Source organism: Streptomyces sp. NPDC004126 (assembly GCF_050275515.1).
Taxonomy (GTDB): domain Bacteria; phylum Actinomycetota; class Actinomycetes; order Streptomycetales; family Streptomycetaceae; genus Streptomyces.
In genome coordinates, this window is record NZ_JBNNPF010000038.1 from 1 (window position 1) to 11,681 (window position 11,681).

Genomic DNA, 11,681 nt, shown 5'->3' on the forward strand with positions numbered 1-11,681 from the left:
CGAGGCTATAAACAGCCCCGCCGGCGTTTGAGGCGCGGGGTCAGGGGCGGAGCCCCTGGGAACGGTGGAAGGGCGGGTAGGGGACCCTCGCCCGCACAGCGGCCCGCCCACCCGCACACGCCCACCGGCCCCGGCCACCCAAACCGGCCCCGCCCAGGCCCCGACGGACGGAGTCCGGCGCAGCGCCGCGAAGCCGGGGAGGCCCCCTGGGGCCGAGCCGCGCGAGCGGCGCGTTAAGAAGGCGTGGCGGCCTGGCGGAAGCGGGTGGTGCGGTGGACCGGGTCCGTGTCGATGTGCGGGATGACGTGCTCGCCGATCAGCTTGATCGTGGTGAGCGTGTCCTCCTTCGAGACCCCCGTCGGCAGTCCGAAGGACAGCTGGTCCGCCCCGGCCTGCTCCCACCGCTTGCACTGGGCCCGCACCTCCGACGGGTCCCCGCAGATCAGCAGCTCCTCCGCGATGAGCAGCTCGATGATCTCCGCGTTGTACTCCGGCAGGGTCTCGGGCCACTGCGGGATCGCCTCCGGCCGCGGGAAGGTGTCGTGGTAGCGGAACACCAGCGACTGGAAGCGGTTCATGTTCGCGTTGACGGCGATCTCCACCGCCTTCTCGTGGGTCTCGGCGCAGATCGCGGTCGAGGTGACCATCACGTTGTCGTTCACGAAGGCGCCGATCGCCTTCGCCTCCTGGATGGCCGTCTTGTACTGCTCCAGCACCCACTCCATGTCGGAGACCTTCTGGACGCTGAAGCCCAGCACCCCCAGGCCCTTCTTCGCGGCCATGGCGTACGAGGAGGGCGAGCCGGCGGCGTACCACATGGCCGGGTGGGCCTTGCCGTACGGCTTGGGGAAGATCTTGCGCGGCGGGAGCGACCAGTGCTTGCCCTGGAAGCCCTCGTACTCCTCCTGGAGGAACATCTTGGGGAATTCCGCGATGGTCTCCTCCCAGATCTCCTTGGTGTGGTTCATGTCCGTGATGCCGGGCAGGAAGCCGAGGATCTCGTGGCTGCCGGCGCCGCGGCCGGTGCCGAACTCGAAGCGGCCCTTGGAGAGGTGGTCGAGCATGGTGACCTTCTCGGCCACCTTCACCGGGTGGTTGACCGGGGCGAGCGGGTTGAAGATGCCGGAGCCGAGGTGGATGCGCTCGGTGGCGGCGGCGAGGTAGCCGAGGAAGACCTCGTTGGCGGAGAGGTGGGAGTACTCCTCCAGGAAGTGGTGCTCCGAGGCCCAGGCGTACTTGAAGCCGGACTTGTCGGCCTGGATGACGTACTGGGTCTCCTCGAGCAGCGCCTTGTGCTCTGCCTCGGGGTCGACCTTGGACCGCGCCTCAGGCACGTATCCCTGCACGAAGAGCCCGAATTCCAAGGGGGTTCACCGTCCTTCGTTTTCTGACGTTGCGTCAGATCCTTCGATGGGTCCGACTGTTCCACCGCCGGGGCGGGACCGTCAAGAGAGCCGTAACGGCTTATCTGACGAGTCGTCAGGAATCTCAGAGGATGCTCACGCCCGCCATCCATCCGCCGTCCGCCACGAACGGCTGGCCGGTGATGTACGAGGAGTCGTCGCCGGTCAGGAAGAGGGCGAGCCTGGCGATCTCCTCCGGCCGGCCCACCCGGCCCAGCGGGACCACCCGCTTGTACAGCTCGGCCATCGCGTCCCTGGCCTCGTCCGTCATCCCCGCGGGGTCGAGCAGCCCGGGGTTGGCCATGGGGGTGTCCACCGCACCCGGGCACATCGCGTTGACCCGGATGTTCTTCGCGGCCAGCTCCAGCGCCGCCACCCGCGTCAGGCCGAGGATCGCCGCCTTGGTCGCCGCGTACGCGCCCACGTACGCCATGCCCGTCAGGCCGGTGTAGGAGGAGGTGTTGACGATGGTCCCGCCGCCGGCCGCCTCGATCTCCGGGGCCAGCGCCTTGATGCCGAGGAACGCGCCGACCTGGTTGACCTCCACCACCTGGCGGAACTCCTCCAGCGGGGTGGAGGCCAGCTCGTTGAAGCGCAGGATGCCGGCGTTGTTGACCAGCCCGTCGACCCGGCCGAAGGACTCCTTCGCCGCGGCCACGGCGGCCGCCCAGTCCTCCTCCCGGCTCACGTCCAGCCGTACGTACCGCACCCGGTCCGCGCCCGCCTCCGCGGCGATCTCCTTCGCGACGGCGGCGCCCTGCTCGTCCAGCACGTCGCCCAGCAGCACCCGCGCGCCCTCGGCGGCGAAGAGGCGGGCCTCCTGCTCGCCCTGGCCGCGCGCCGCACCGGTGATGACGACGACGCGCCCGTCCAGCTTGCCCATCACGTGCTCCTAGTCGTTGAGGAGGGGGGCCACCTCGGCCCCGAAAGCGGTGATCTGGTCCACGAGTTCGGCGCGGTCGCGATTGCGGAAGCGGACCTGGACCTGGTCCACGCCCAGCGCCGCGTACTCCCGGAGGGACTCGGCGAGCCGCTCCGCCTTGCCGGTCAGGGTCCGGCGGCCGGTGTCCCAGCCGGGCTCGCCGACGTACAGCGGCTCGGTGATCGCCCCGACCTCGAACGGGCCCTGCACCCCGGCCGCCTCCCGCAGCTCGCGGATCCGGGCCACCTGGGCGGGGATGCGGTCGCGCGGGTCGCCCTGCGGGAGCCAGCCGTCGCCGCGCACGGCGGCCCGGCGGACGGCCGCCGGGGAGGAGCCGCCGACCCACACCGGGATCCGCTCCTGCGCCGGCCGGGGCAGCTGCCCGAGGTCCCGGAAGGAGAACCGCTCCCCCTCGAACTCCGGGTACTCCTCGGGGCCGAGGGCGGCGCGCAGCGCGTCCAGGCTCTCGTCGAGGACGGCCCCGCGGCGCTCGAAGTCGACGCCGAGCACCTCGAACTCCTCCTGGACGTGCCCGGCGCCGACCCCGAGGACGAGCCGGCCCCCGGAGAGGTGGTCGAGGGTCGCGTACTGCTTGGCGGTGAGCAGCGGGTGGCGCAGGCCGACGATCGCGACGTGGCTGACCAGCCGCACCCGCTCGGTGATCCCGGCGAGGAAGGCCAGGGTGGCGACCGGGTCGTACCAGACGGTGCTCATGGGGCCGGCGAGGCGGCGCGGGATGGCCACGTGGTCGCAGGTGGCCACGTACCCGAAGCCGGCCCGGTCGGCGGCGCGGGCCACCTCGGCGAGGTCGGCGGCGCCGGCCGAGGCCTCCCAGGGCTCGGCGTAGATGGTGCTCTGCGACTGGACCGGGAGCTGCATCCCGTACTCCAGCCGGCCTTCCGGAAACACGCGTGCCATGCCGGGCCCGCCTCGCCTTCGTATGCCGGTTCGTCGTGCGGTGCCGGGCCATCGTCGTAGCTGACGGTTCGTCAGGCAAGGGGTGGGCGGGGTGCACCCGATCGGGTGAGCACCGGCGAATTCGGGTACGGGTACGGGTGCGTACCCGTACGCTGCGGGCATGGGAAGGAGCACGACGATGCCCGACGCGAACATCCGTATCCCCGAGGAAGCCAAGGACAGACTCGCCGCCATAGCGGCCGCCGAAGGGCTGTCGCTTCGCGCCTACCTGGCCCGCCTGGCCGAGAACCTGCTCACCCCGGCCGAACGCGCCGAACGCGCCGAACGCGCTCGCGTCCTGCTGCGCGACTGGAACGGCTACGCGCCGACGGAGGCCGAACGGCAGGAACTGGACAGCGAGCTGGACCGGCGGCTGCACGGGGCGAGGCCCCGGTGACCGAGCCCGTGCACATCGTGCTGGACGAGACGGCGATGACCGCGGCCGGCCGGGGGAACCTCCTGGCCTCTCGCCTCATCCACCGTGCCCATACCGAGTCCGGTTGGTTCCTGTACGCCCCGTCCTGCGCGCTGGTCGAGGCCGACCGCACCCGGCCCGGTACGGCCGAACACCTCGCGGCCCTGCCCGGCATGATCGTCCTGGATCTCGACCTGCCCGCCGCACTGGCCGTCGCACGGCAGGAGACCTGGGCCACCGCCCACTGCCTCCACGCCGCCCAGCCCACCCCCGACCGGCCCGACGGCGCGATCGTCGCGACCACGGAACCGAAGCGGTGGGACGGCGAGCCGGTCCGGATCCTCGACCTCACTCCGTAGCTCCCGGGCCTGTGCGGGGTGGCGTGGAGCGCCTAGGGTGCGCGCGTGGAACTGATGCTGACGCTCATCAGCGGGGTCGCCTGGACCGTCGTGTACGTCGAGGCCGTGCGGGTCGGGCTGCGGGACCGGGCCTGTGCCATGCCCGTCGCCGCGCTCGCGCTGAACTTCGCCTGGGAGGTCGTCTACGCCGTCGACGACGTCCGTACCGGGCTCTCCCCGCAGGGCGTCGTCAACGTGGTGTGGGCCCTCGCCGACACCCTGATCATCTACACCTGGCTGCGCCACGGCCGGGCCGGGCTGCCCGCCTTCGTCACCCGGCCGCTGTTCGCCGCCTGGGGTGCGCTGCTCCTCGGCGCGGGCTTCGCCGTGCAGCTGCTGTTCGTCGCGCACTTCGGGACGAACGACGCCAGCCGGTACTCGGCGTTCCTGCAGAACCTGCTGATGTCCGGCCTGTTCATCGGCATGTACGCCGCCCGGGGCGGCCCGCACGGGCAGTCGCTGCTCATCGCCGTCGCCAAATGGCTCGGCACCCTCGCGCCGACCGTGCTGTTCGGGGTGCTGGAGGGGAACGGCTTCGTGCTCGGGCTGGGGGTGCTGTGCTCCGTCTTCGACCTCGTGTACATCGGGCTGCTGGTGTGGCGGCCCGGTGTCGGAACGGGGGAGGTCAGAAGCCTGCCGGGCCCATCACGATGACCGGCTTCGCCGCCGGGTCGAGGGTGCGCAGCAGCTGCTCCATCGCCTCCTTCGGGAGGCCCACGCAGCCCTGGGAGGGGCCGTCGTGGTCCACGTGGAGCCAGATGTTGCCGCCCTTGTCCTCGCCCTCCGGCATGCCCGGGTCGAGCGGGGAGACTCCCTTGCGGCGGTTGTAGTCGATCGCCACGACGTGGTCGAAGGAGCCCTCCAGGGACTCCCCGTTCACGCCCCGGCCCGACGGGACGAAGCCGCGGTCCTGGTCGTACGGGAGCTTCGTGCCGGCCGGGGGCGGCAGCAGGCCGCCCGCGTCGGTGAGGGAGTACACGCCCTCCGGGGAGGTCAGGTCCCCGTACTCGCGCTCGCGTTCGGCGGACCAGCCCTTGGCGCCGTTGCGGGCCGGCCACTTCCCGGCCGCGGTCCAGTCCTTGCCCGCGGCGGGGCGGGTGAAGAAGGTGACGGTGGAGTCCGAGGAGTCCTTCGCCCTGCCCGTGACCAGCACGAGCTGGCGCGCCGCCGCCGGGATCCGGGCGCGGGTCGCCGCGCTGAGGGTGTCCGGCAGGCCCTGGAGGGCGTCCGCGCGGGGGGTGCCGCGCGTGGCGTGCCCGGGGGCGCCGCCCTGCGGCTGCGGCTGCTGCTTCGGGGCCGGACCCCGGGCGGCCTGCGGGCGGGCGTCCGAGCGGGCCGCCGGGACGGGCGCGCCGGGCTGCTCGTACAGGGCGTGCACCCAGCCGGCGCCGAAGGCCAGCAGCCCGAGGGCGGCGACGGCGATCAGCGCCGTCGGCGGGCGTCCCGGGGAAACGGAACGCCGGCGGTCAGCCGTACGGGCGCGGGAACCGGAGCGGGCTCGGGCGTGCTTGCTCATCCACCCGAAGGTACATCAGGTGATCATCGTTCTCCGCGAACGGCGGTCTCCCGCACCCGGTGCGGCGCGGGAAAGCGGACGCTGACGGTGAGTCCGCCGTCGGGCTCCGGGTTGGCCTCGGCGAGCAGCCGCGCGCCGTGCGCCCGGGCGATGGAGGCGACGATGGACAGGCCGAGCCCGGCGCCCTCCCCCGGGGTGTGCCGCCGTTCGGCGCGGCGGCGGAAGGGCTCCAGCAGGCGGGGGACGTCGCCGGGGGCGATGAGCGGGCCGGTGTTGGACACCGTCAGCACCCCGTCGGCGGAGGTCGCCACGCGCACCCGGCCGCCGGGGCGGTTGTGGCGTACGGCGTTGGCGAGGAGGTTGCGCACGAGGTGGCCGAGCAGGGTCGGGTCGCCGGTCACCGTCAGCGGCGCGAGGTCCCGTACGACGGTCAGGGCGGCGGCGGGCGCCGCCTGCGGGTCCGGGGCGGGGGCGGGGTCCGCCGACGGGCCCGGGGCCGGAAGCGGAACCCCGGCCGGGGCCTCACCCGGGGGCGGGGCCTCACCCGGGACCGGCGCCTCCGCCCGGGCCGGAGCCCGGCCATCGGCCGGGACCTCACCCGGGGCCGGGCCTTCACCCGAGGCCGGGACCTCACCCGAGGCCGGGCCTTCACCCGAGGCCGGGACCTCACCCGGGGCCGGAGCCAGGCCATCGGCCGGGGCCTTCGCCGGGGACGGCCGCTGGGGCCGGGGTTCCCCCGGGGGGACGGCCGACGCCAGTTCCGTCGCCGTCAGGGCCGCCAGGTCCACCGGCTGCGAGGATTCGAGCCCCTCCTCCGACACGGCGAGCAGCAGCAGCGACTCCACCAGGTGCTCGCTGGAGTCGGCCACCGCGATCAGCCGCTCCCGGATCCGCGCCACCTTCGCCGGCTCCGGCTCCCCCGCCAGTCCGATCTCGGCGGCGGCCCGCTGCACGGCGAGCGGGGTGCGCAGCTCGTGCGCGGCGTTGGCGGCGAACCGGCGCTGGGCCCCCACCAGGTCCTGGATGCGGTCGAGCATCCCGTCGAAGGTGTCGGCCAGCCGCTTGAACTCGCCGGGCGGGGCCTGGAGCCCGATCCGCTCGTGGAGGTTCTCGCCCGACAGGCGCCGGGCCGTCTCGGTGATCACCGCGACGGGGCGCAGCACGCGGCCGGCCATCCACCAGGCGAGCCAGACCGACAGGACGGCGAAGAGGGCGAGGGCGACGAGGGAGACCAGGGTCAGTTCCTGGAGGGCGGCGCGGGCGGCGGCGTCGGAGAGGTTCCGGGTGACGCGCCACTGCTCGATCTGCTCGGGGGTGGGGGCGGTGCCGGGCGGGAGCTTGTGGGCGGGCTCGAAGCTGCGGTCGTGGGGGACGGGCGTGACCCCGTCCGCGGAGACGGGCAGGCCGGGCATGACGGTGGTGACGGCCCCGTTGACGCGGGAGTGGAGGCCGGTGCGGAGCAGTACGTTGACCAGCGCGACCAGGCCGCCGCCCGCGAGGAGCAGCAGCGCGCCGTACAGCGCGGTGAGACGGGTGCGCTCGGAACGGAGCACCGCTCTCATCGCGGACCGCTGCTCTGGCCGGGGGCTCCGGGCCCGGCCTCGGGCCCGGCCGCCGCGATCCGGTAGCCCTCCCCCGGCACCGTCTCGATCAGCGGCGGCTCGCCCAGCTTGGCGCGCAGCTTGCTGAGCGTGACCCGGACCGCGTTGGTGCGGTAGCCGGTGTCCTCCTCCCACACCCGCTCGATCAGGTCGTCGCTGCTCAGCACCGCCCCCTCGGCCCGCAGCAGCGCCTCCAGCACCGCGAACTCCTTGCGCGACAGGGCGAGCCGGTGCCCGTCGCGGGAGACGGCCCGGCGCGCGGTGTCCAGGGCGATCCCGGCCCGCTCCAGCACCGGCGGCAGCGCCGGGTGGGCGCGCCGGCCGAGCGCGAGGACGCGGGCGAGGAGCTCGTCGTACGCGAACGGCTTGGTGAGGTAGTCGTCGGCGCCCAGGCCCAGGCCCTCCACCCGGTCCCGCACGGTCCCGGAGGCGGTCAGCATCAGCACCCGGGTCAGCAGGCGTTCCCGTACGACCTGCCGGCACACCTCGTCGCCGTGCAGGCCGGGCAGGTCCCGGTCGAGGACGAGGACGTCGTACTCGCCCAGCCGCAGCCGGCGCAGCGCCTCCAGGCCGTCGCCGGCCTCGTCCACGGCCAGCGCGTCGCGGCGCAGCCCCTCGGCGATCATCTCCCGCAGGAACTCCTCGTCCTCCACCACCAGAACTCGCATGCCGTCCTCTCTACAGGAGGAGCGCATTTCGCCGTTGTAAGCGGACTGCGAGAGAGAAGCGAAACACCGCTTTCGCGCACGCTCGGCCCCATGAAGCGATCCCTGACCATGACCACGGCCGCGGTCCTCACCGGGCTGGCCCTCTCCGTCACCGCCTGCACGAACGGCTCCGCGAACGGCGGGGACGGCGGCGGCAAGAGCGGCGGCAAGGGCGGCGGCGGGACCGACGCCGACAACGCCGTGAAGATGCGCCAGTGCCTGCGCGAGCACGGCATAGACGCCCCGGACCCCGAGCCGGGCCAGAACCCGAACGGCATGACCGTCGGCGGCGGCGCGGACCCGCAGAAGATGCAGGAGGCCATGAAGGCCTGCGGCATGAGCACCGGCTCCGGGGAGGGCCCGACGCAGGAGCAGAAGGACAAGGAGCTGCGCTGGGTCCGCTGCATGCGCGAGAACGGCGTGGACCTGAAGGACCCCGAGTACAGCGGCGGCATGAAGAGCGGCATCGAGGTCCCCAAGGGGCAGGAGAAGGCCTTCGAGGAGGCCCAGAAGAAGTGCGAAGCGGCCTGATGGGGGCCCGGCGGCGCGGGACGTGGCTGGTGGCCGCCCTCGCTGCGGTGCTCGCGGTCTCGGGCGGCGGCTACGCCGTCCTCGCCCAGTCACCACAGGACGGCGGCCGGGGGCAGGACGCGGCCGACGCGCTGCCGCCGGCGACGGCCCCGGTGACGCGCGGCGACCTCTCCTCGGGCCTCCAGGTCGACGGCACCCTCGGCTACGCGCAGGAGCGCAGGCTGAGCGCGCCCGGCGCGGGGGTCCTCACCTGGATCGCGGCCGAGGGGTCGGCCGTCGAGCGGGACGGGCGGCTGTTCGAGGTCAACGGGAAGGCGGTGCGGCTGATGTACGGGGCGGTGCCGATGTACCGGGCGCTGAAGGCCGGGGACAAGGGCGAGGACGTCCGGCAGCTGAAGCGGAACCTGATCGCCCTCGGGTACGGGACGGGGCTGGACGCGCAGGACGGCACCTTCACGGCCGGTACGGCGGCGGCGGTCAAGCGCTGGCAGAAGGCGCACAAGGCGCCGGAGACGGGCGAGGTGGCGCGGGAGGACATCGCCTTCGCCTCGGGCCCGCAGCGGGTGAAGCGGACGGAGGCGGCGCTCGGCGACGAGCCGGGGCCGGGCAAGCCGGTGCTGACGGTGACCGGCACCGAGCGGATCGTCCGCCTCCAGCTGGACGCGGCGAAGGCGGGGGCCGCGAAGACCGGGGACAAGGTGACGGTGAGGCTGCCGGCCGGCGGCAGCGCGGCAGGGAAGGTCGACTCGGTGGGCGGCACGGCGGGCACGGACGACCAGAACGGCGGCGGTCCGGGCGGCGGCGGCTCGGGAGGCGGGTCCGGCGGCTCCGGCGGGGGTGGCGGCGGTGGCGGGGGCGCCGGCGGCGACAAGAAGGCCAAGGTGGACGTGAGCGTCGTCTTCGACGACCCCGGCTCGGTCAAGGGCCCCGAACAGTCCCCGGTCTCCGTCGAGCTGACCGGCGAGACCCGCACCGGAGTGCTCTCCGTACCGGTGAACGCGCTCCTCGCGCTCCCCGGCGGCGGCTTCGGCGTCCAGGTCGTCGCGGACGGCCGGGCCCGCGAGGTGAAGGTCGAGCTCGGCATGTTCGGCAAGGGGCGCGTCGAGGTCAGCGGCGGCGGGCTCGCGGAGGGCGTGCGGGTGGGGGTGCCCAAGCTGTGAGGCGGCACGCGCACCCGGTGGTCGAACTGGCCGGGGTCACCAAGGAGTACCCGGGCGGGGTCACGGCCCTGCGCGGGGTCGGCCTGACCGTCCTGAGCGGGGAACTCCTCGCCATCGTCGGCCCGTCGGGGTCCGGCAAGTCCACCCTGCTGCACATCGTCGGCACCCTGGACCGGCCGAGCGCCGGCACCGTGCGGATCGCCGGCCACGACGTCGCGGCACTGTCCGACCGCTCCCTGTCGGCGCTGCGCTCGCGCCACATCGGCTTCGTGTTCCAGTCCTTCCACCTGGTGCCGGGCCTCAGCGCCCGCGCGAACGTCGCCGAGGGACTGCTGTACTCCGGGCTCCCGAGGGCCGAGCGCGGCCGCCGGGCGGCACGGGCGCTGGAACGGGTCGGGCTCGGCGACCGGATGGACCACCGGCCCCACGAGCTGTCGGGCGGGCAGAAGCAGCGGGTGGCCATCGCCCGCGCGGTCGCCGGCGAGCCGGACCTGCTGCTCGCCGACGAGCCGACGGGGGCGCTGGACACGGCGTCGGGCCGGTCGGTGATGGAGCTGCTGCACGAGCTGAACGAGGACGGGGCCACCATCGCCGTGATCACCCACGACAACGAGATCGCGTCGAGCCTGCCCCGGCAGGTCCGCGTCCGCGACGGCGAGGTCGTCGAGGACACCGGCCCGGCGGGAGCCGCGTGATGGCCGGGGACGGTACGGATCCCCGTGCGCGGGCCCGCACGAAGACCCGTACGCGTCGTACGCGTGACCGTACGCGGCTCCGGCCGCCCAGGCTCACCCCGCGCGACGTCCTGCACGCCGGGTCGGCGGGGCTGCGCTCGCGGCCGGTGCGGGTGTTCCTGTCGGCGCTCGGCATCGCGATCGGCATCGCGACGATGATCGCGGTGGTCGGCATCTCCTCCTCCAGCCAGGCCAAGCTGCTGCGGGAGCTCGACAAGCTGGGTACGAACATGCTGGTGGCCACCCCGGCCCCCGCCATGTTCTCGGGACAGGACACGAAGCTCCCGAAGGAGGCCCCCGGGATGGTCTCGCGCATCGCGGGCGTCGAGTCGGTCGGGACCACGGGCGACATCGGCGAGTCCGTCCGCCGCTCGGAACACGTCCCGAAGGAGGAGACCGGCGGCATCGCGCTCAAGGCCGCCAAGGACGACCTGCTGGGCACCCTGCGCGCCCCGGTCGCCCGGGGCGCCTGGCTGAACGACGCCACCGGCCGCTACCCCTCGGTGGTGCTCGGGCACGTCTCGGCGCGCCGGCTGGGCATCACGGAGCCGGGGCAGCAAGTGTTCATCGGCGGACGCCACTTCACGGTCACCGGCATCCTCGCCCCCGTCCCGCTGGCCCCGGAGATCGAACGCTCGGCCCTGGTCGGCTGGGAGGCGGCCGAGCGGCTGCTGGGCTTCGACGGCCACCCGACGGCCGTCTACGAACGCTCGGCCGACGACCGGGTCGCCGCGGTCCGCTCCCTGATGGCGCAGACGGCCAACCCCCGCACCCCGAGCGCGGTTTCGGTGACCGACCCCTCGGCCGCGCTCCAGGCGAAGGCGGCCACCAAGGGCGCCTTCAGCACCCTCCTCCTCGGCCTGGGCGGCATCGCCCTCCTGGTGGGCGGGGTCGGCGTCGCCAACACCATGATCATCTCGGTGCTGGAGCGCCGCCACGAGATCGGCCTGCGCCGCTCGCTCGGCGCCACCAAGGGGCAGATCCGGATCCAGTTCGTCACCGAGTCCCTGCTCCTGTCCGGCCTCGGCGGCCTGGCGGGCATCGCCCTCGGCGCGGCCGCCACCGGCGTCTACTCCCGGGCCGGGGACCTGCCCTGGGTGGTCCCGCTGTGGGCGGTCACCGGCGGTTTCGCGGCCACCCTGGCCATCGGCACCCTGGCGGGCCTCTACCCGGCGGTCCGCGCGGCCCGCCTCAGCCCGACCCTGGCGCTGCAGGCGGCGTAGGGGAGGGGGTGGGGGGGGGGGGCGCCCGGGGCGCCCGCCCCCCCCCCCCCCCGCGGCCGCCCCCGCCGCGCAGCAAGGCTCAAAATAAAAGAACACAACCAGGACGCTCTCGGC

The 11,681-nt window shown here is 74.1% G+C and carries 13 protein-coding genes; 7 read left to right on the plus strand and 6 right to left on the minus strand.

Features of this window, described 5'->3' with window-relative positions:
* Nucleotides 1-233: 233 nt before the first annotated feature.
* From ACQKM2_RS29105 to ACQKM2_RS29115, 3 genes are all read right to left on the minus strand, one after another.
* On the minus strand, nt 234-1,364 hold the full coding sequence (locus ACQKM2_RS29105) for an LLM class flavin-dependent oxidoreductase (RefSeq protein ID WP_427714861.1): 1,131 nt from the start codon (nt 1,362-1,364) through the stop codon (nt 234-236).
* Between the two features lie 124 nt (nt 1,365-1,488).
* A complete protein-coding gene (locus tag ACQKM2_RS29110) occupies nt 1,489-2,286 on the minus strand; it encodes an SDR family NAD(P)-dependent oxidoreductase (protein WP_427714862.1) in 798 nt (265 codons plus the stop codon).
* Nucleotides 2,287-2,295: 9 nt separating this feature from the next.
* A complete protein-coding gene (locus ACQKM2_RS29115; RefSeq protein WP_427714864.1) occupies nt 2,296-3,243 on the minus strand; it encodes an LLM class F420-dependent oxidoreductase in 948 nt (315 codons plus the stop codon).
* Between the two features lie 178 nt (nt 3,244-3,421).
* Here ACQKM2_RS29115 and ACQKM2_RS29120 point away from each other — a divergent pair, with 178 nt between their 5' ends.
* From ACQKM2_RS29120 to ACQKM2_RS29130, 3 genes are read left to right on the plus strand one after another with little or no spacing between them, the layout of a single operon-like run.
* Complete coding sequence (locus ACQKM2_RS29120; protein WP_427714980.1) at nt 3,422-3,679, plus strand: hypothetical protein; 258 nt, start codon at nt 3,422-3,424, stop codon at nt 3,677-3,679.
* Between the two features lie 35 nt (nt 3,680-3,714).
* Nucleotides 3,715-4,056 carry a hypothetical protein gene (locus ACQKM2_RS29125; protein ID WP_427714981.1) on the plus strand — a complete coding sequence of 114 codons (342 nt, stop codon included), beginning with the start codon at nt 3,715-3,717 and terminating at the stop codon, nt 4,054-4,056.
* 54 nt (nt 4,057-4,110) lie between these two features.
* Nucleotides 4,111-4,749 (plus strand): hypothetical protein, encoded by a 639-nt coding sequence (locus ACQKM2_RS29130; protein ID WP_427714982.1) that lies wholly within the window; start codon nt 4,111-4,113, stop codon nt 4,747-4,749.
* On the opposite strand, the gene ACQKM2_RS29135 is transcribed toward ACQKM2_RS29130, so the two are convergent.
* From ACQKM2_RS29135 to ACQKM2_RS29145, 3 genes are read right to left on the minus strand one after another with little or no spacing between them, the layout of a single operon-like run.
* Complete coding sequence (locus ACQKM2_RS29135; RefSeq protein ID WP_427714865.1) at nt 4,721-5,611, minus strand: L,D-transpeptidase family protein; 891 nt, start codon at nt 5,609-5,611, stop codon at nt 4,721-4,723. The two genes, ACQKM2_RS29130 and ACQKM2_RS29135, sit on opposite strands and share 29 nt — an antisense overlap.
* Before the next feature lie 23 nt (nt 5,612-5,634).
* Entirely contained in the window at nt 5,635-7,173 is a 1,539-nt protein-coding gene (locus tag ACQKM2_RS29140) for an ATP-binding protein (protein ID WP_427714867.1), read from the minus strand.
* Nucleotides 7,170-7,880, minus strand: a complete 711-nt coding sequence (locus ACQKM2_RS29145) for a response regulator transcription factor (RefSeq protein ID WP_427714868.1) — start codon at nt 7,878-7,880, stop codon at nt 7,170-7,172. Before ACQKM2_RS29145 ends, ACQKM2_RS29140 begins: the two co-directional genes overlap by 4 nt.
* Before the next feature lie 90 nt (nt 7,881-7,970).
* On the opposite strand from ACQKM2_RS29145, the gene ACQKM2_RS29150 reads away from it, so the two are divergent.
* Genes ACQKM2_RS29150 through ACQKM2_RS29165 form a run of 4 tightly spaced genes read left to right on the plus strand, consistent with a single transcriptional unit; the run spans nt 7,971 to nt 11,567 of the window.
* On the plus strand, nt 7,971-8,450 hold the full coding sequence (locus ACQKM2_RS29150; protein ID WP_427714870.1) for a hypothetical protein: 480 nt from the start codon (nt 7,971-7,973) through the stop codon (nt 8,448-8,450).
* A complete protein-coding gene (locus tag ACQKM2_RS29155; protein ID WP_427714871.1) occupies nt 8,435-9,610 on the plus strand; it encodes a peptidoglycan-binding protein in 1,176 nt (391 codons plus the stop codon). Before ACQKM2_RS29150 ends, ACQKM2_RS29155 begins: the two co-directional genes overlap by 16 nt.
* Complete coding sequence (locus ACQKM2_RS29160) at nt 9,607-10,305, plus strand: ABC transporter ATP-binding protein (RefSeq protein ID WP_405979299.1); 699 nt, start codon at nt 9,607-9,609, stop codon at nt 10,303-10,305. The genes ACQKM2_RS29155 and ACQKM2_RS29160 overlap by 4 nt, the downstream gene beginning before the upstream one ends.
* Nucleotides 10,305-11,567, plus strand: coding sequence for an ABC transporter permease (locus tag ACQKM2_RS29165; protein WP_427714873.1), 1,263 nt, complete (start codon nt 10,305-10,307; stop codon nt 11,565-11,567). Before ACQKM2_RS29160 ends, ACQKM2_RS29165 begins: the two co-directional genes overlap by 1 nt.
* The last annotated feature ends 114 nt before the right edge of the window (nt 11,568-11,681 follow it).

What these genes read in the sequence shown, in the direction of transcription:
- ACQKM2_RS29110 (WP_427714862.1), bottom strand. Translation starts at nt 2,286, where the DNA reads ATGGGCAAGCTGGACGGGCGCGTCGTCGTCATCACCGGTGCGGCGCGC.
- ACQKM2_RS29115 (WP_427714864.1), bottom strand. Translation starts at nt 3,243, where the DNA reads ATGGCACGCGTGTTTCCGGAAGGCCGGCTGGAGTACGGGATGCAGCTC.
- ACQKM2_RS29120 (WP_427714980.1), top strand. Translation starts at nt 3,422, where the DNA reads ATGCCCGACGCGAACATCCGTATCCCCGAGGAAGCCAAGGACAGACTC.
- ACQKM2_RS29125 (WP_427714981.1), top strand. Translation starts at nt 3,715, where the DNA reads ATGACCGCGGCCGGCCGGGGGAACCTCCTGGCCTCTCGCCTCATCCAC.
- ACQKM2_RS29130 (WP_427714982.1), top strand. Translation starts at nt 4,111, where the DNA reads ATGCTGACGCTCATCAGCGGGGTCGCCTGGACCGTCGTGTACGTCGAG.
- ACQKM2_RS29135 (WP_427714865.1), bottom strand. Translation starts at nt 5,611, where the DNA reads ATGAGCAAGCACGCCCGAGCCCGCTCCGGTTCCCGCGCCCGTACGGCT.
- ACQKM2_RS29140 (WP_427714867.1), bottom strand. Translation starts at nt 7,173, where the DNA reads ATGAGAGCGGTGCTCCGTTCCGAGCGCACCCGTCTCACCGCGCTGTAC.
- ACQKM2_RS29145 (WP_427714868.1), bottom strand. Translation starts at nt 7,880, where the DNA reads ATGCGAGTTCTGGTGGTGGAGGACGAGGAGTTCCTGCGGGAGATGATC.
- ACQKM2_RS29150 (WP_427714870.1), top strand. Translation starts at nt 7,971, where the DNA reads ATGAAGCGATCCCTGACCATGACCACGGCCGCGGTCCTCACCGGGCTG.
- ACQKM2_RS29165 (WP_427714873.1), top strand. Translation starts at nt 10,305, where the DNA reads ATGGCCGGGGACGGTACGGATCCCCGTGCGCGGGCCCGCACGAAGACC.